The sequence below is a fragment of the Ornithinibacillus contaminans genome, assembly GCF_001038425.2.
GTDB lineage: Bacteria > Bacillota > Bacilli > Bacillales > Amphibacillaceae > Ornithinibacillus > Ornithinibacillus contaminans.
In genome coordinates this window covers 72,047-88,877 of the sequence record NZ_LDPV02000009.1, presented here as the reverse complement: position 1 = coordinate 88,877, position 16,831 = coordinate 72,047, and the positions used below count along the sequence as shown (strand labels likewise).

At 37.6% G+C, this 16,831-nt stretch carries 19 protein-coding genes; 15 read left to right on the top strand and 4 right to left on the bottom strand.

The window, feature by feature from the left end:
* The first annotated feature begins 12 nt into the window (after positions 1-12).
* The 8 genes from JF53_RS01200 to uvrC all read left to right on the top strand — a co-directional run bounded on the left by JF53_RS01200 (position 13) and on the right by uvrC (position 8,038).
* On the top strand, positions 13-420 hold the full coding sequence (locus JF53_RS01200) for a DUF350 domain-containing protein (protein WP_047981653.1): 408 nt from the start codon (positions 13-15) through the stop codon (positions 418-420).
* A gap of 209 nt (positions 421-629) precedes the next feature.
* Positions 630-2,321 (top strand): long-chain-fatty-acid--CoA ligase, encoded by a 1,692-nt coding sequence (locus tag JF53_RS01195; RefSeq protein ID WP_047981654.1) that lies wholly within the window; start codon positions 630-632, stop codon positions 2,319-2,321.
* 135 nt (positions 2,322-2,456) lie between these two features.
* The gene (locus tag JF53_RS01190) at positions 2,457-3,041 is read left to right on the top strand and encodes a TetR/AcrR family transcriptional regulator (protein WP_047981655.1); all 585 of its coding nucleotides are present in this window, start codon (positions 2,457-2,459) and stop codon (positions 3,039-3,041) included.
* A gap of 69 nt (positions 3,042-3,110) precedes the next feature.
* Positions 3,111-3,884, top strand: a complete 774-nt coding sequence (locus JF53_RS01185) for an enoyl-CoA hydratase (protein ID WP_047981656.1) — start codon at positions 3,111-3,113, stop codon at positions 3,882-3,884.
* A gap of 40 nt (positions 3,885-3,924) precedes the next feature.
* The gene (locus tag JF53_RS01180; protein WP_047981657.1) at positions 3,925-4,698 is read left to right on the top strand and encodes an electron transfer flavoprotein subunit beta/FixA family protein; all 774 of its coding nucleotides are present in this window, start codon (positions 3,925-3,927) and stop codon (positions 4,696-4,698) included.
* Positions 4,699-4,724: 26 nt separating this feature from the next.
* On the top strand, positions 4,725-5,702 hold the full coding sequence (locus tag JF53_RS01175) for an electron transfer flavoprotein subunit alpha/FixB family protein (RefSeq protein WP_047981658.1): 978 nt from the start codon (positions 4,725-4,727) through the stop codon (positions 5,700-5,702).
* Positions 5,703-5,849: 147 nt separating this feature from the next.
* Positions 5,850-6,164 (top strand): thioredoxin, encoded by a 315-nt coding sequence (gene trxA / locus JF53_RS01170; protein WP_047981659.1) that lies wholly within the window; start codon positions 5,850-5,852, stop codon positions 6,162-6,164.
* Between the two features lie 92 nt (positions 6,165-6,256).
* Positions 6,257-8,038, top strand: coding sequence for an excinuclease ABC subunit UvrC (gene uvrC / locus JF53_RS01165; protein ID WP_047981720.1), 1,782 nt, complete (start codon positions 6,257-6,259; stop codon positions 8,036-8,038).
* Positions 8,039-8,066: 28 nt separating this feature from the next.
* On the opposite strand, the gene JF53_RS01160 is transcribed toward uvrC, so the two are convergent.
* Positions 8,067-8,504 (bottom strand): YslB family protein, encoded by a 438-nt coding sequence (locus tag JF53_RS01160; RefSeq protein ID WP_047981660.1) that lies wholly within the window; start codon positions 8,502-8,504, stop codon positions 8,067-8,069.
* Positions 8,505-8,779: 275 nt separating this feature from the next.
* Between JF53_RS01160 and JF53_RS01155 the strand changes: the two genes are divergently transcribed.
* The 4 genes from JF53_RS01155 to JF53_RS01140 all read left to right on the top strand — a co-directional run bounded on the left by JF53_RS01155 (position 8,780) and on the right by JF53_RS01140 (position 12,511).
* The gene (locus JF53_RS01155) at positions 8,780-9,400 is read left to right on the top strand and encodes a succinate dehydrogenase cytochrome b558 subunit (RefSeq protein WP_047981661.1); all 621 of its coding nucleotides are present in this window, start codon (positions 8,780-8,782) and stop codon (positions 9,398-9,400) included.
* A gap of 24 nt (positions 9,401-9,424) precedes the next feature.
* Positions 9,425-11,176 carry a succinate dehydrogenase flavoprotein subunit gene (sdhA, locus tag JF53_RS01150; RefSeq protein ID WP_047981662.1) on the top strand — a complete coding sequence of 584 codons (1,752 nt, stop codon included), beginning with the start codon at positions 9,425-9,427 and terminating at the stop codon, positions 11,174-11,176.
* Positions 11,177-11,213: 37 nt separating this feature from the next.
* Positions 11,214-11,978 (top strand): succinate dehydrogenase iron-sulfur subunit, encoded by a 765-nt coding sequence (gene sdhB, locus JF53_RS01145; protein WP_047981663.1) that lies wholly within the window; start codon positions 11,214-11,216, stop codon positions 11,976-11,978.
* Positions 11,979-12,058: 80 nt separating this feature from the next.
* Entirely contained in the window at positions 12,059-12,511 is a 453-nt protein-coding gene (locus JF53_RS01140) for an acyl-CoA thioesterase (RefSeq protein WP_047981664.1), read from the top strand.
* Positions 12,512-12,658: 147 nt separating this feature from the next.
* On the opposite strand, the gene JF53_RS18000 is transcribed toward JF53_RS01140, so the two are convergent.
* The 3 genes from JF53_RS18000 to JF53_RS01125 form a co-directional block, all read right to left on the bottom strand.
* The gene (locus JF53_RS18000; RefSeq protein WP_330218272.1) at positions 12,659-13,087 is read right to left on the bottom strand and encodes a CBO0543 family protein; all 429 of its coding nucleotides are present in this window, start codon (positions 13,085-13,087) and stop codon (positions 12,659-12,661) included.
* Between the two features lie 179 nt (positions 13,088-13,266).
* Complete coding sequence (locus JF53_RS01130; RefSeq protein WP_047981666.1) at positions 13,267-13,539, bottom strand: hypothetical protein; 273 nt, start codon at positions 13,537-13,539, stop codon at positions 13,267-13,269.
* A 317-nt stretch (positions 13,540-13,856) separates the two neighbouring features.
* Positions 13,857-14,081 (bottom strand): helix-turn-helix domain-containing protein, encoded by a 225-nt coding sequence (locus tag JF53_RS01125; RefSeq protein WP_010099041.1) that lies wholly within the window; start codon positions 14,079-14,081, stop codon positions 13,857-13,859.
* A gap of 196 nt (positions 14,082-14,277) precedes the next feature.
* On the opposite strand from JF53_RS01125, the gene JF53_RS01120 reads away from it, so the two are divergent.
* The 3 genes from JF53_RS01120 to JF53_RS01110 all read left to right on the top strand — a co-directional run bounded on the left by JF53_RS01120 (position 14,278) and on the right by JF53_RS01110 (position 16,806).
* Positions 14,278-14,766 (top strand): MarR family winged helix-turn-helix transcriptional regulator, encoded by a 489-nt coding sequence (locus JF53_RS01120; RefSeq protein ID WP_047981667.1) that lies wholly within the window; start codon positions 14,278-14,280, stop codon positions 14,764-14,766.
* Positions 14,767-14,791: 25 nt separating this feature from the next.
* Positions 14,792-15,604, top strand: a complete 813-nt coding sequence (racE, locus tag JF53_RS01115) for a glutamate racemase (protein ID WP_047981668.1) — start codon at positions 14,792-14,794, stop codon at positions 15,602-15,604.
* A 122-nt stretch (positions 15,605-15,726) separates the two neighbouring features.
* Positions 15,727-16,806: a GerMN domain-containing protein gene (locus JF53_RS01110; RefSeq protein WP_047981669.1), complete on the top strand. Its 1,080-nt coding sequence runs from the start codon at positions 15,727-15,729 to the stop codon at positions 16,804-16,806.
* Positions 16,807-16,831: the final 25 nt, after the last annotated feature.

The following is a 16,831-nucleotide window of genomic DNA, read 5'->3' as shown; positions in this document are numbered from 1 at the left end:
GAGAAGAAACGCATGAATGAATTTTGGGAGAATGTATTTATCAATACAGCAGCTAGGTATAGTGTGGTCATTTTATGTACAATTGTATTTTTAGCTGTTTTTGAACTAGTAACGAAATATAAGAATTGGGATGAAATTAAAAACGGAAATCTAGCAGTGGCAATGGCAACCGGAGGAAAGATTTTTGGTATTGCCACTATATTCCGTTATTCTATTGAACATAATGATACGTTACTCACTAGTATAGCCTGGGGTACAATTGGTTTTATTCTGTTATTAATCGGTTATTTTATATTCGAATTCTTAACTCCAGCAATGCGTATTGATGAAGAAATCGGAAAGGGAAATAAGGCGGTGGGGCTTATTTCTATGATTATCTCGATTGGTTTGTCATTTATTATAGGCGCAAGTATCGTATAATTCTTAACTAAGGGAGAACACAATGGAAACATTAGCAAAGATTTGTATTGGAGTTGCAATTGCATTTGTTTTGGTAGGGATTATTTACCTAACATTTGATGTGGATTTTCATATTTTCTAAAAAAAATCATGAGATTTAAAAATAAAATTTCAAAAAATACAAATTAGTCGGTATAATAGAATTAACTATCGTATAAGGAGGTTAATTTATGGGGGAAGATAAAAGATGGCATCAGCATTACCCTGAGGAAATACCGACTTCTATTGAATATGACGGACGACCATTGCATGCCTTATTAGAGGACGCTGCTAATTTATACAACGAAAAGAAAGCGCTTCATTTTATGGGGAAAGAAATAACTTACCAAGAATTATTTCATCAAGCCAAGCAATTCGCCAACTATATCCAAGGACTTGGGGTAGAAAAAGGTGACCGTGTTGCGATAATGCTACCGAATACCCCGCAATCTGTCATTGGGTACTATGGTGCTTTAATGGCGGGGGCGATCGTTGTACAAACAAATCCTTTGTACACAGAGAGGGAGCTCGAGTATCAGCTCAACGATTCAGGTGCTAAAGTCATTGTATGTCTTGATATTTTATTACCACGTGTGACGAATGTGAAGGAAGCTACTTCACTTGAGCATGTAATTGTAACTTGTATAAAGGATTATTTGCCTTTTCCAAAAAATCTCATCTATCCATTTATACAAAAGAAACAATACAACTTGGTCGTAAAAGTGGAGGAATCAGCAAATACACATGCTTGGACATCCATCCTAGATACAGCAGAAGCTGTATATCAATCGGTCTCGATAGATCCTAGTGAAGATATTGCCTTATTACAATACACAGGTGGCACAACAGGATTTCCAAAAGGTGTTATGCTTACACATCAGAATCTTGTTGCAAATGCACAAATGTGTGACGCTTGGATTTATAAAACTAAAAAAGGCGAAGAAATCGTTTTAGGTGTATTACCGTTCTTTCATGTCTATGGTATGACCGCGGTAATGAATCTTTCCATTTTAAACGGAGCTAAAATGATATTGTTGCCAAAGTTTAATGCGGGAGAAATTTTAAAAACGATTCAAAAGCTAAAACCAACATTATTTCCCGGTGCTCCAACCATATATATTGGGTTATTAAACCATCCAGATTTACCAAAATACGATCTCTCTTCTATCAAAGCATGTATTAGCGGATCTGCCCCGTTACCGGTTGAGGTGCAAGAAAAGTTCGAGAAGGTGACAGGTGGACGATTGGTGGAGGGTTACGGATTAACAGAATCCTCACCAGTTACACACGCAAACTTAATCTACGGAAATCGTGTAAGTGGTAGCATTGGATTACCTTGGCCAGATACTGATGCCAAGATACTAGATCTGGAAACCTTTGAAGAAGTCGAAGTTGGTGAGTTTGGTGAATTAGCTGTTAAAGGTCCTCAAGTTATGAAGGGCTATTGGAATAAACCAGACGACACGGAAAACACGTTAAAAGATGGGTGGTTACTAACGGGGGATCTTGGCTATATGGATGAAAATGGCTACTTCTATATTGTCGACCGGAAAAAAGATATGATCATTGCTGGTGGATATAATATATACCCACGAGAAGTGGAAGAAGTGTTATACGAGCATGAGGCGATTTTAGAAGCAGTTGTCGCAGGAGTACCAGATCCTTATCGCGGGGAAACTGTCAAAGCATATATTGTTCTCAAAGAGGGCTGGGCTGTTTCTGAGGAAGACCTAAATCGTTATTGCCGTGAGAACTTAGCTGCCTACAAGGTTCCAAGACTCTATGAGTTTCGTGATGAGCTCCCAAAAACAGCGATTGGAAAAATTTTAAGGAGACAATTAATCGATGAAGAGAAAGAAAAACAAGAAGTGCAAGCAACTTGAGCTTTCGGCTCCTTTTTACAATAAAAGTATACAAGCATTGTATTGACAGAATAACGATTGCATTTTACAATAAATAAATGAATGATTATTCATTCATTTATTGACATGCGTATGTATGCTTGAAGGAGATCGAACATGAAAAACAATAAACCGAAATACAAATTAATAATTGATGCAGCAGTAGATGTAATTGCTGAGAATGGTTACCATGCTTCACAGGTATCGAAAATTGCTAAACATGCAGGGGTAGCAGATGGAACCATTTATTTATATTTTAAAAACAAAGAAGATATTCTCGTCTCGGTATTTGAAGAAAAAATGGGGCAATTTATTGATCAAATCGTAGTCGCAACTAGTGAAAAAGATAATGCAAGTGATAAACTATTAACTTTAATCACCATGCATTTTACACAGCTTGCTGCCAATCATCATTTAGCAATTGTGACACAGCTAGAATTACGTCAGTCGAATCTAGTACTTCGCCAGCAAATTAATCGAGTCCTAAAACCATATTTAACGGTGATTGATGGCATTATTACAGAAGGAATAGAAGAAAATTTATTCCGACGTGATAGTAATATTCCCCTTATTCGTCAAATGATTTTTGGAACTCTCGATGAAACTGTAACCAACTGGGTGATGAATGAAGAGAAATATGATTTGGTAAGCCTGGCACCAGCAGTTCATGAATTAATAACCAAGGGAATTAAAGCATCCTAGATATTACATAAGGTTCGCTTGCTTGGCATTATAATGACGTTTCTAACAATTATGAGAAGGGGTGAAACCATGAGTGCAATTGGATATGAATTAAATGGGCAAGTGGGGACGCTTACGATTAAGAGCCCACCTGCCAATGCATTATCTAGCAATCTATTGAATGCGCTTTCTGAAAAGCTAGATGAGATTGAACAAGAATCGTTAGCAAAGGTAATTATCTTAAAAGGTGATGGAAGATTTTTTTCCGCGGGTGCGGATATTAAGGAATTTACTTCGTTGCAAGAAGCCTCTGATTATCAAGCATTAGCAGAATATGGGCAAAAGCTGTTTGAACGAATTGAGCAATTTTCGATTCCTGTGATTGCTGCAATTCATGGTGCTGCATTAGGTGGTGGAATGGAGTTAGCGTTAGCATGTCATATTCGGATTGCTACAGAAAATGCAAAACTTGGTCTTCCAGAATTAACCTTGGGAATAATCCCAGGATTTGCTGGTACCCAACGATTACCACAACATGTAGGCACTGCAAAAGCATATGAAATGATTCTTACCGGCGAGCCAATATCGGCAACAGATGCATATCATTTTGGGTTAGTGAATCAGTTGACGTCAGAAGAGGAGCTTGATGAAGTTGCCTTAACGTTAGCAACAAAAATTGCAGCCAAAAGCAGACCTGCAATTAATCGTGTTATGCAATTGCTTCCTTATGCGAAAACAGCTCAGTTTGCTACAGGTGTTCAGAAAGAAGCAGAAGCGTTTGGGGAGATATTTGGGTCTGAGGATGCAAAAGAAGGAATTCAAGCCTTCCTTGAAAAACGAAAGCCCAATTTCCGAGATCAATGATAAGTAATAAACAGAAACGATTACTAGAGGAGGAATAGATATGAATATTTACGTGTTATTAAAGAAGACATTTGATACTGAAGAAAAAATTGTAGTCTCAGATGGTCGTATTGAAGATGAAGGTGCAGAATTTATCATCAATCCTTATGACGAGTATGCGGTAGAAGAAGCGATTAAACAACGCGATGAGCATGGTGGAGAAGTAACGGTCGTAACGATTGGTGATGAAGATTCCGAAAAACAACTTCGTACTGCTTTAGCAATGGGTGCAGACAAAGCCGTTCTAATTAATACAGAGGATGATTTAGAAGAGGGCGACCAATATACAACAGTCAAAATTCTAGAGGCATTTTTTGTTGATAAAGAAGTCGATTTAATACTTGCTGGTAATGTTGCGATTGATGAAGCTAGTGGGCAAGTAGGACCGAGACTCGCAGAGCGGTTAGGGATTTCTTATGTAACAACGATTACAAGTTTAGAAATTAATGGCGAAATAGTGAAAATCGACAAGGACGTGGAAGGTGATGTAGAAAAAGTAGAGACTACATTACCATTACTTGTTACATGTCAGCAAGGATTAAACGATCCCCGCTATCCATCTTTACCAGGAATTATGAAAGCGAAAAAGAAGCCACTTGAGGAATTAGAAATTGACGATCTTGATTTGGATGAAGATGAGCTTGAACCGAAAACGAAAACCATCGATATCTTCTTGCCACCGGAAAAAGCAGCAGGAAGAGTACTTGAAGGTGAAGTGGATGATCAAGTAAAAGAGCTTGTCTCGTTGCTGAGAAATGAAGCTAAAGTACTTTAAATGGATGACAGAAAGGAGAAATCATAATGAGTGAAAAATTACTAGTTATTGGTGAATCGAGAGATGGTATACTTCGAAATGTTTCGTTTGAAGCAATCGCTGCTGCTAAGAAGATAAATCCGAATGGAGAAATTGTCGGTGTCGTTTGTGGCAATGAGGATTTGGAAAATCAAGCTCAAGAATTAATTTATTACGGTGCTAATCGGGTTATAACAGTTAAACATGAAAAGTTAGCTTATTACACATCAGAAGGATTCGGTCAGGCGATATCAGCTGTCATTGAAGCAGAAAATCCAGATGCTATTATTATGGGGCATACCGCAGTTGGAAAGGATTTAACACCTAAGCTTGCAAGTAAGTTAGAGGTGGGATTAATTTCAGATGCGGTTGCTATTGATTTAGATGGTGATCAAGTAGTCTTTACAAGACCAATTTATTCTGGAAAAGCATTTGAAAAGAAAGTAATTAAGGATGGTTTATTGTTTGCAACAATTCGTCCGAATAATATTACGGCTTTAGAGCGTGACGAATCTCGTTCTGGTACAGTGGAAGAACAGGCTGTTGAAATTGCTGATTTACGTACAGTAATTAAGGACGTTATTCGTAAAGCAGCAGACGGTGTCGATCTATCTGAAGCAAAAGTAGTTGTGGCAGGTGGACGCGGGGTTAAAAGCGCAGAAGGTTTTCAACCGCTGTATGAATTAGCAGAAGTCTTAGGTGGTGCGGTAGGTGCATCCCGTGGAGCGTGTGACGCTAATTATTGTGATTACTCCTTGCAAATCGGTCAAACCGGGAAAGTAGTAACACCGGATCTTTATATTGCTGTTGGGATTTCTGGCGCCATTCAACATTTAGCAGGAATGTCCAACTCTAAAGTAATTGTTGCAATTAATAAAGATCCAGAGGCTAATATTTTTAATGTTGCAGACTACGGTATTGTAGGAGATTTATTTGAAATTATTCCGAAGTTAACTGAGGAAATTAAAAAGCTAAAAGCTGAGTAATTGTAAAAAAAATCTGGCCAGTAGCTGGTCGGATTTTTTCGTCCAGATTTAAAGGATAAGAAATAGTGGAATAAGCAAACTGTTAGTAAGGAAATTCTATTAATGGTATACTCATGTTGAATTGAAGTTTGATGAGGAGGAAAGTATATGGCAATTGTGAATGTGACAGATCAAAGCTTCGCAACGGAAACTGCTGAAGGATTGGTTTTAGCGGATTTTTGGGCACCATGGTGTGGTCCTTGTAAAATGATTGCTCCTGTTCTTGAGGAAATCGATGGCGAAATGTCTGAAAAAGTACAAATCGTTAAGTTAGATGTTGATGAAAACCAAGAAACAGCAAGTAAATTTGGTGTAATGAGTATCCCGACATTATTGTTATTCAAAGATGGTAATGTTGTTGATCAAGTAATTGGTTTTCAACCAAAAGAAGCCCTTGTTGAGTTAATTAACAAGCACGCTTAATGATACGATAAAGACACTACACAATCCCTTGTTGCAACTAGTAACAAGGGATTGTTTCGCATTGTACTATGAGAAGGTAAGGAATGACAAATATGAATCAAACCATACAAGAGAAATTAGCTGTTTTACCGGCAAAGCCAGGCTGTTATTTAATGAAGGATAAATATAACACGATTATTTATGTCGGAAAATCAAAGCTACTTAAAAATAGGGTACGCTCTTACTTTACCGGTGCTCATGATCGAAAGACACAACGATTGGTACAAGAAATTGTTGATTTTGAATATATTATTACCTCATCAGAAATTGAAGCTCTTATATTAGAAATGAACCTAATAAAAAAATATGATCCGAAATTTAATGTGATGTTAAAGGACGACAAATCCTATCCATACTTAAAAATCACCTCAGAGCGTCACCCGCGACTACTCATAACACGAAAAGTAAAACGAGATAAGGGTAAGTATTTTGGGCCATATCCGAATGTCATTGCTGCAAGAGAAACCAAAAAATTATTAGATCGCCTTTATCCACTAAGGAAATGTAATAATCCACCTGGAAGACCTTGTTTATACTACCATATGAACCAATGTCTAGCCTGTGGTGATAGCCCTCCTGATGCGGACTTCTATAAAGATATCGTGCAGAGTCTTACATCGTTTTTACAAGGTGGCTTTAAAGAGATAAAACACAATTTAACCGATAAAATGCAAATGGCCAGTGAACAATTGAATTTTGAACGGGCCAAAGAACTTAGAGATCAAATTCGCCATATCGAAGTTGTGATGGAACAACAAAAAATGACGTTGAATGATCAAGTAGACCGAGATATTTTTGGATACAGTTTTGATAAGGGGTGGATGTGTATTCAAGTATTCTTCATTCGCCAAGGGAAGCTATTGGAACGAGATGTATCGATTTTTCCGTTTTTTGATGAACCAGAGGAAACCTTTATTAGTTTTATCGGTAGGTTTTATCTGCATCAGCAACATCCAAAACCAAAGCAAATTTTTGTCCCGATTGGTACCGAAACAGAACTGCTAAAAGAGCTATTAGATGTGGATGTATCCACACCATATCGAGGAAGAAAAAAAGAACTCGTAAAGCTTGCAATGGAAAATGCAAAAGCATCATTAGTAGAAAAGTTTTCGCTAATTGAGCGGGATGAGGAACGAACTTTTGTAGCGGTGGAGAAGCTTGGAGAGGCATTACATATTGAAACCCCTCATCGAATTGAGGCGTTCGATAACTCCAATATCCAAGGAACAGATCCAGTATCGGCAATGATTGTCTTTGTAGATGGGAAACCGAGTAAAAAGGATTACCGTAAATATAAAATAAAAGATGTTAAAGGCCCAGATGATTATGAAACCATGCGAGAAGTGATACGAAGAAGATATACACGCGTTCTTAAAGAGTCCTTGCCATTACCAGATTTAATTGTAGTAGATGGTGGGAAGGGGCAGATGAGTGCAGCATTAGATGTATTAGAAAATGAGTTAGGTTTAGATATTCCGTTATGTGGACTTGCCAAAGATGATAAGCACCGGACAAGCGAATTGTTATACGGATTCCCGCCGAGGGTTGTCCCATTAGACCGTAAGTCCCAGGAATTTTATTTAATCCAACGTATTCAGGATGAAGTGCACCGATTTGCTATCACATTTCACCGTCAGTTACGAGGGAAAAATTTGTTTCAATCAGAGCTTGATAAAATCCCCGGTGTTGGTGAAAAGAGAAGGAAATTATTATTAACCCATTTTAAATCAGTTCAGGAAATTAGAAACGCGAAGATGGGCGAGATAACGAAGCTTGGCATACCACAAAATATTGCAGAAGAAATACTATCGCATTTAAATAATAGCCACAATTAAAGGTACGGAGAATATCCGTACCTTTTTGCTATTCAACGAAGACCACGTTGAACTCAATTTGATGAATTTTTGGACGCACTTCTTCTAGGCACTCACATTCAACGTTTTTAAGCATAGTAATAGCTTCTGCTAAAAATCCTGCTTCTAAACGAAATTCGGTTTTAATCGGCATGGATAGTCGCTGCACCACTGCATCTGCAAGGAGATGGAATTCTAGTTCGTTGTTTTTTTCTTTGAACAGCTCTAAGCGACCCCAACCAACTTTTTCAAAAAAGTAAACGATGTCTCCGATAGACTGTAAGTCAAATTTTCTGGCAAGGTTTCTCCCCATAAAATATAAGAGTGCTTCTGATTCAGATCCAAGTATATCAGGTAGGCAAATATACCGAAGGAGGTCATAGCCTGCACCGTTTGATTGAATATTATCAAGCATGGCGATTGGAAGTGTTTGTTGTTTTTTTTGCATTGCTAGTTTCCTTCCTATATGTAAAGTACATAGTTACATTATAAGTATATAATTATTATCCATGCATTTTAAATTTTGTGCAAGAGTGATGTTAGATGTAAGCGATTTTATTTCTTGCTAAAAACACGTTACCTTTCCTTGACGCTAATAGGAGATAGAAGTACAATAAAATTGTTGCAAATTCTACATTTTACACAAAAATTACATTACTCTATTTTGAGTAAAATGTCAGATTAATTATTGGAAATCATCAGAAGAACTAAGGGGGGTATCACATGGCGGAACATCGGGAGTTTTTTTACAGGAGATTACACTCGTTATTAGGTGTAGTTCCTATTGGGATTTTCTTGGTCCAACACTTAGTAGTTAACCACTTTGCAGTTTATGGAGAAGAGAGCTTTAATAAAGCTGCTGGCTTTTTGCATAATCTTCCATTTGTACTGCTACTTGAAACGTTTATTATTTATCTACCAATCTTATTCCATGCAATTTTAGGAGTCTACATTGTATTTGTTGCGAAAAACAATGTGAAAAGATTTGGCTTCTTCCGTAACTGGATGTTTTATTTACAACGGATAACTGGAATTATTACGTTAGTATTTATTGCATGGCATGTGTTTGAAACTCGTGTACAAGTTGCACTGGGAAATGTGGATGTAGATTACAGCCTAATGGAAGGTATTTTAACGAATCCAGTAATGTTTTGGTTTTATCTAATTGGGGTTGTTTCTGCGGTCTTTCATTTTGCAAATGGATTATGGGGATTCTTCGTTTCTTGGGGATTCGCACAATCACCACGATCACAAAAAATTGTTACATATGCTACGTTAATTGTCTTTTTATTTGTAAGTTATATTGGTGTAAGAACGTTAATTAAATTTGCTTATGGTGTGTAAGAGAAAAGGGAGTGAGTTTTCATTATGAGTAACCGTAAAATCGCTGTAGTTGGCGGAGGATTAGCTGGATTGATGGCAACGATAAAAGCTGCTGAAGCTGGTGTAAGCGTTGACTTATTTTCAATTGTTCCTGTAAAACGTTCTCACTCTGTATGTGCCCAAGGTGGAATTAATGGTGCCGTGAATACAAAGGGAGAAGGGGATTCTCCGTGGATTCACTTTGATGATACTGTATATGGTGGGGATTTCCTAGCGAACCAACCACCAGTTAAGGCGATGTGTGATGCAGCACCTGGTATTATTAATATGCTTGACCGTATGGGAGTAATGTTTAACCGGACGCCAGAGGGATTACTAGATTTCCGTCGTTTTGGTGGAACACAGCATCACCGTACAGCATTTGCTGGGGCAACAACAGGTCAACAATTACTATATGCACTAGATGAACAAGTGCGTCGTTATGAGGTAGAAGGGTTAGTAACAAAGTATGAAGGATGGGAATTCTTAGGTGCAGTTCTTGATGAAGCAGGCGTTGGCCGTGGAATTGTTGCACAAAATATGAAGTCTCATGAAATCAAGTCATTCCCTTCGGATGCAACGATTATGGCAACAGGTGGTCCTGGTATTATTTTCGGAAAGTCGACTAACTCGATGATTAATACAGGATCTGCTGCAAGTATTTTATATCAACAAGGTGCTAAATATGCGAATGGTGAATTCATTCAAATTCATCCGACAGCCATACCAGGAGACGATAAGCTTCGTTTAATGAGTGAATCGGCACGTGGTGAAGGTGGTCGTGTTTGGACGTATAAAGATGGTGAGCCTTGGTATTTCTTAGAAGAAAAATATCCTGCTTATGGAAACCTTGTTCCTCGTGACATCGCGACACGTGAAATATTTGATGTGTGTGTGAATCAAAAACTTGGTATTAACGGTGAGAACATGGTCTACCTTGATCTATCTCATAAGGATCCAAAGGAATTGGATGTCAAACTAGGCGGTATTATTGAAATCTATGAAAAATTCGTTGGGGAAGATCCACGTAAAGTACCGATGAAAATATTCCCAGCTGTTCACTACTCAATGGGTGGACTTTGGGTTGATTATAATCAAATGACAAGTATTCCTGGTATTTTTGCTGCTGGAGAATGTGATTATTCTCAGCATGGCGGAAATCGACTAGGTGCCAACTCACTATTATCTGCCATTTATGGTGGAATGGTCGCTGGGCCTAAAGCGATTGAATACACAGAAGGCTTGGATAAGCATGTTGAAGATTTAGATTCAACACTTTTTGAAAATCGTGTGAAAGAAGAAGAAGAAAAATTCGAAGCACTGATGAACATGAGTGGTGAAGAAAATGCTTATCAGCTTCATCAAGAGCTTGGTGAATGGATGACGGATAATGTTACTGTTGTTCGTGAGAATGCGAAGCTACTAAAAACGGATGAAAAGATTCAAGAATTACTAGAACGATGGAAAAATATCAACATTAACGATACATCTCGTTGGAACAATCAAGGTGTTATGTTTACTCGTCAACTACAAAGCATGCTCCAACTAGCACGTGTTATTACGATTGGTGCGTATAACCGTAATGAAAGTCGCGGGGCACATTATAAGCCTGAATTTCCGAAGCGTAATGATGCGGAGTGGTTAAAAACAACCATTGCCGAATACGATAAAGAGGCGAATGCTCCAGTATTTTCATACGAAGAAGTTGATGTATCACTAATTCCGCCACGTGAACGTGATTATACGAAAAAGCACTAAGACGGGATAACTAAAATAGCGAAGGGAGTAAGTAGAAATGGCTGAACAACAGACAATTACGTTTATAATAACACGTCAAGATAGCCCGGAATCTGCTCCATACGAAGAAACATTTCATGTTCCGTATCGGAAAAATATGAATGTTATTTCTGGGTTAATGGAAATTCGTAAAAACCCCGTAAATGCGAAAGGGGAACAGACTACGCCAGTCCAATGGGATATGAACTGTCTAGAGGAAGTATGTGGTGCGTGTTCGATGGTTATTAATGGAACACCAAGACAATCATGTGCTGCTCTAGTCGATGAATTGGAGCAACCAATTCGTTTAGAGCCAATGTCAACTTTCCCAGTTGTTCGGGACTTAGTTATTGATCGTGAACGCATGTTTGATGCGCTAAAACAAGTAAAAGCATGGATCCCAATTGATGGCTCCTACGATATTGGACCTGGTCCACGTATGCCAGAAAAGAAACGTCAATGGGCATATGAACTATCAAAATGTATGACGTGTGGTGTTTGCTTAGAAGCTTGTCCAAATGTTAATGACAAATCTAATTTCATTGGACCAGCAGCAATCTCTCAAGCTCGTTTATTCAACTCACATCCTACAGGTGAGATGAATGCAAGTGAAAGATTAGAAGGATTAATGGAAGAAGGAGGGCTAGTTGGATGTGGTAATGCACAAAACTGTGTCCAAGTATGTCCAAAAGGTATTCCATTAACAACTTCTATTGCAGCAATGAACCGTGCTGCAACTGTTCAATCGTTTAAAAACTTCTTTGGAAGTGACAATGCACATTAATTCGTCTTACTTTCATCAAATGACTCTTACCTAAATGTTGGTAAGGGTCATTTTTTACTATATGGAGGGTGGTTTAATCAATGAGGAAAATAGCATATATTGAGGACTTTGAAAAATGGCAGAAAGAATTTACATTTTCCATTCCAATTCGTATCCGTTTTTCAGAGACCGATATGTTTGGGCATGTGAACAATGTAAGTCCATTTATTTATTTTGAAGAGGCACGGATTGAATATTTGAAGCATGTTAACTTGTTCGATAAGTCGAATCATGCAGAGAGAATACCAATTGTTGCCGACCTGCAATGTGATTATTTACAACAGATCTATTTTGACGATCAGCTAAGCATGTATGTAAAAGCAGCTCAAATTGGGAAAACATCAGTTGACGTACATTACATGGGAGTGAATCAAAAAAATGAGATTTGCCTTACTGGTAGAGGGAGAATTGTGTATATTAATCCCACTACAGGAAGACCTATTGGTCTTAGTGATGCTATCAAGGATAAATTAATGAAATCCATAGCCGAATAAAACATATAAAACCGACTTCTAGTAATGGAAAGTCGGTTTTTTGCAGTATTAATTCTTTCATACTGAACAGTCCTTATTTCAAATTTTGAGCACGTCTTGAAGTTAGGTGTAGGAGCTTGAGTATTGATTTTCGAACGAGTCCAAGTATTACTTAGTGCGTAAGTTTTTGAAGAACCAACTGTGGTAAATACGTGAGAGATAATAAGTTAACCATACAGTTATAAAGCTCCAGTACCATGTCCATTTTTTGTATTGTATAAGGTTTGTGTATTTAACTGCAAATGTCTCAAAGACAGTAATGATTGAGGTGTGGAATAAATAATATATCAGTTTCTTCACGATATGGGGCTTTTCCGGATAATATAAATTAAATAATGTACATAAGGCGGGATAAACAAAATATTCGAAAGTAAAGCTAGACCTATTCGCTTTTCTGAAAAAGAGGCGGTTTGGATAGGAAATGAGATTTTTCTCTACAACAAGTAAACCAAACAGCCAAGTAATCAATTGTTTAAATAAAAACGACACATGCGCTTCTCTGATTCTGTTTCTAGGAACGAATTTGAACAATAACATTATGGTAATAATCCAAGCGGATAATTCTATAGTTTTATCTGGCCGTTTTTTCATATGAGCCCACCTCAGTTGTAGGGTTTCATAAAATGGTTTTTTTATGCAGAAATATAGTGGTGGAATGGATTAGAATAGATTTTAGTAATAAAAAAGCCAACCCAGTAAATGGATTGACTTATCATTTATTGACTCGCGACATAAGAAAGAGCGACTTTAATAGCAATTGCCAGTTGAGATTTGTAGGTTGGATGATTAAAACCGCTCGGACCAGTGAATGATTCCAAGTTGTCCGCTGATACAGTTTCATAATGCCAATATAAGTGGGGAATTGAAATGATATAGGTATCTGTTTTCAGGTCTTTTGAAATAAACATCGAAAAATCATCCATCAAGGGAAATTCTAATTCAACCTCCAACAAGGTGATGATCTTTAAATTCTTGAATTCTTTAAACAATACATTTACACCCTTTATTCATTTAAGAATGGTGATAAATCTAGTTGTATAATAGTCTGCTTCCCAAAGTTATTTTTTAAACCTAAACAAAAATAACACTATTATTTGTTGCTGTGAACAGCTTTTCCTGAAGTAAAACAGTTTTGTTAATTCAAAAGATATTTATGGTTTCGGTAAATGTCGGATTTTAACTGCGGTTTATCGGGTGGGTAAAATGAAACAGAAAGAAGAATCTCCTCTTTTACATCCTATTGGTGATATTGGGAAGTAGAATAACGATATAAAACCGACTTCCATTAAAGGAAAGTCGGTTTTTTCTAGAGCTTCAATTCTCCCATGCGGATTAGCTCTACTACTGCCTGTGAACGCCCCTTGACTCCTAATTTTTGCATAGCATTTGAAATGTGGTTACGGACAGTTTTTTCAGATATAAACAATTCCTGGGCAATTTCTTTTGTTGTTTTATCTTGAACTAAGAGCTCGAACACTTCTTTTTCTCGTTTGGTTAATAATTGCTTCGGTTTGTACTCGTTGTCCTTCAAATGTTAACCCCTCCTTGCTGTCATAGAGCCGCAGTACGAAGGGTAATTATTTAGTCACTAATAGCTTATGTGATGAATACTAAACGGTGCGCACATTTCCTGAAAGTGAAAAATATAGTATTATACGACCTCTCCATTTAAAAAATCCTTGTTTTAAAAAATAATAGATTAGTTTTTCGATTTTTTATGATAAAATATGACTAAATGCAATGGAAGTTCGGGAGGTAAAGCCTTGGAAAATAAGATTTCAGCTGAAGCAATTGCTAAATTAGAGAAAAAACTCCGACATATTTCGGGAGCTATAAAACAAAACGGACGTAAAATTTTAAATAATTACCCAATCACGAATCCGCAATTTATTGCCTTGCAATGGTTACGTGAGGAAGGGGATTTAACCATAGGGGAGTTGTCTGCAAAAAACGGATTAGCGTTTAGTACGACGACTGACTTAGTTGATCGAATGGAAAAAAACGAACTTGTGGAACGTGTTCGGGATACAAATGACCGACGAGTAGTGCGAATCCATGTATTAGAAAAGGGTAAACAAATTATCGAAGAAGTAATTCTAAAGCGTCAAGAATATTTGGGGCAAGTATTAGAGAGTTTTACAGAAGAACAAACAAGTTCATTAATTGACTTATTAAACCTGCTTCATGACCAGATGAAAACAATCAATGAAAAATAATAACAGCATAGAAGAGGCGGTATCGTTGAATAAACCTATAGGTGTCATCGACTCGGGTGTTGGTGGCTTAACTGTTGTACATGAATTAATGAGACAATTACCTAAGGAGAAGCTTGTTTACTTAGGTGACACATTGCGATGTCCATATGGACCAAGATCAGCAGAAGAAATAAAGCAATTCACATGGGAAATGGTTGATTTTTTATTAACGAAGGACATTAAATTGTTGGTAGTTGCCTGTAATACTGCTACTGCCTACACCCTAAATGAGCTACAAGAACAACTATCAATACCAGTAATTGGTGTTATTCAGCCAGGTGCTAGAGCGGCGATTACAGCAACACAAAACAATCGTGTGGGGATTATTGGAACTGAAGGAACCATTCGTAGTAACGCCTATAGCGAGGCGCTGCATACTATAAAATCCGACATTGTGGTAAATCCACTTGCATGTCCAGCATTTGTACCAATGGTTGAACAAGGTACCCTTTCAGGGGAAATTGCTACCAAAACTGTTGCTGAAACGTTGTTACCACTAAAATATTTTAGTGATATGGATACTTTGATTCTAGGATGTACACATTATCCCTTATTAAAGGATGTTATTCAGGATATAGTTGGTCCCCAGGTAACATTAATTTCTTCAAGTGAAGAAACCGCTAGAGAAACAAGTACGATTTTAGAAGTGAATCAATTATTTAATGATGAGCTAGAGCCATGTTACCATCAATTTTATACAACTGGTGATGTTGAAAAATTTACGTCGTTAACCAAACGTATATTCAATAGCTCTATTGAAAATTTAAAATCGGTATCTATTGAGAAGGTAGTTATATAAAAAATCGAAGTGCTGAAAATCAGTGCTTCGATTTTTTTCTGTGCGAAATTTTTGCTTGGAAGGTCTAAATTTTAGATAGGCTCGTATACATAGTAGTACAAACCATCGTAGGAGGGAATGACATGAGAAAGCGATTAGTACTTGCATTATTCGCTACAATTTGTATGTTGATGCTATTAACTGGATGTTTCCAAGGTGAACAATCCTTACCTGATATGGATCCGCCTCCAAATGCAGAAGCGGTCGATAAAACAGAGGATGGGACAGAAGCGACAGGTGAAGGGGAAACTGAATCTGAATCTGAGACAGACACAGAGGCTGCAGAAACTGTTGAACGTCAGTTGTTTTTATTAGATTCAAATGGGTTAGTAGCCCCACAGACTGTGGAATTACCAGTGCTTGAATCAAAAGAGGTAGCCTTACAAGCATTGGAATATTTGGTATCGGATGGTCCAGTAACGTCCTTGTTACCGAATGGATTTAGGGCTGTATTGCCAGCTGGTACTGAAGTTCTTGGGGTAAGTATTGAAGAGGGAATTATGACAGTGGACCTCTCAGAAGAGTTTAAGGAATACGCTCCCGAAGATGAGGTGAAAATCCTTGAAGCGATGACATTCACACTTACACAGTTTGATAGTGTTGAACGTGTGAAACTTCAAATCGAAGGGCAAGACCAATCCACGATGCCAGTTAACGGAACACCGATTGCCAATGGCTACTCAAGAGCAAATGGAATTAACCTAGTACAATCTGATACTGTTGATTTAATTAACAGTGAAGCTGTTACCATGTATTTTCCTGCCGAACATGATGATACCCGTTATTTTGTACCAGTAACACAGTATGTTGAAGCGGAAAATGGTGATATACATCAGGCAATTGTCGATGCATTAATTGAGGGTCCAGCTTATGAAACGAATCTAATACAAGTATTTGATGATCAAACAATGCTTCTAGATAGCCCAAAACTAGATAGCGGTATATTGGAACTGGTATTTAGCCAAGATGTACTGAAAGATACGGAAAATGGCGTGATCGCAGATGAGGTCATGGAAACCTTAGTAAGAACCTTAACCGAACAAGAATCAATTGAGGCAATAAATGTTCGAGTGGATAATGTGGAGCAAATTGCGAATGAAAGTGGCGATGTCTACACAGAGCCTGTAACAAGAGACTCCTTTAGTCCATCTGAGAAGCTATAAAGACGAAACCAACCAATTGGAGCTA

What these genes read in the sequence shown, in the direction of transcription:
- JF53_RS01160 (WP_047981660.1), bottom strand. Translation starts at nt 8,504, where the DNA reads ATGCAAAAAAAACAACAAACACTTCCAATCGCCATGCTTGATAATATT.
- JF53_RS01175 (WP_047981658.1), top strand. Translation starts at nt 4,725, where the DNA reads ATGAGTGAAAAATTACTAGTTATTGGTGAATCGAGAGATGGTATACTT.
- JF53_RS01180 (WP_047981657.1), top strand. Translation starts at nt 3,925, where the DNA reads ATGAATATTTACGTGTTATTAAAGAAGACATTTGATACTGAAGAAAAA.
- uvrC (WP_047981720.1), top strand. Translation starts at nt 6,257, where the DNA reads ATGAATCAAACCATACAAGAGAAATTAGCTGTTTTACCGGCAAAGCCA.
- JF53_RS18000 (WP_330218272.1), bottom strand. Translation starts at nt 13,087, where the DNA reads ATGTTATTGTTCAAATTCGTTCCTAGAAACAGAATCAGAGAAGCGCAT.
- JF53_RS01110 (WP_047981669.1), top strand. Translation starts at nt 15,727, where the DNA reads ATGAGAAAGCGATTAGTACTTGCATTATTCGCTACAATTTGTATGTTG.
- JF53_RS01195 (WP_047981654.1), top strand. Translation starts at nt 630, where the DNA reads ATGGGGGAAGATAAAAGATGGCATCAGCATTACCCTGAGGAAATACCG.
- JF53_RS01190 (WP_047981655.1), top strand. Translation starts at nt 2,457, where the DNA reads ATGAAAAACAATAAACCGAAATACAAATTAATAATTGATGCAGCAGTA.
- JF53_RS01200 (WP_047981653.1), top strand. Translation starts at nt 13, where the DNA reads ATGAATGAATTTTGGGAGAATGTATTTATCAATACAGCAGCTAGGTAT.
- JF53_RS01185 (WP_047981656.1), top strand. Translation starts at nt 3,111, where the DNA reads ATGAGTGCAATTGGATATGAATTAAATGGGCAAGTGGGGACGCTTACG.
- JF53_RS01140 (WP_047981664.1), top strand. Translation starts at nt 12,059, where the DNA reads ATGAGGAAAATAGCATATATTGAGGACTTTGAAAAATGGCAGAAAGAA.
- sdhB (WP_047981663.1), top strand. Translation starts at nt 11,214, where the DNA reads ATGGCTGAACAACAGACAATTACGTTTATAATAACACGTCAAGATAGC.
- sdhA (WP_047981662.1), top strand. Translation starts at nt 9,425, where the DNA reads ATGAGTAACCGTAAAATCGCTGTAGTTGGCGGAGGATTAGCTGGATTG.
- JF53_RS01155 (WP_047981661.1), top strand. Translation starts at nt 8,780, where the DNA reads ATGGCGGAACATCGGGAGTTTTTTTACAGGAGATTACACTCGTTATTA.
- JF53_RS01120 (WP_047981667.1), top strand. Translation starts at nt 14,278, where the DNA reads ATGACTAAATGCAATGGAAGTTCGGGAGGTAAAGCCTTGGAAAATAAG.
- trxA (WP_047981659.1), top strand. Translation starts at nt 5,850, where the DNA reads ATGGCAATTGTGAATGTGACAGATCAAAGCTTCGCAACGGAAACTGCT.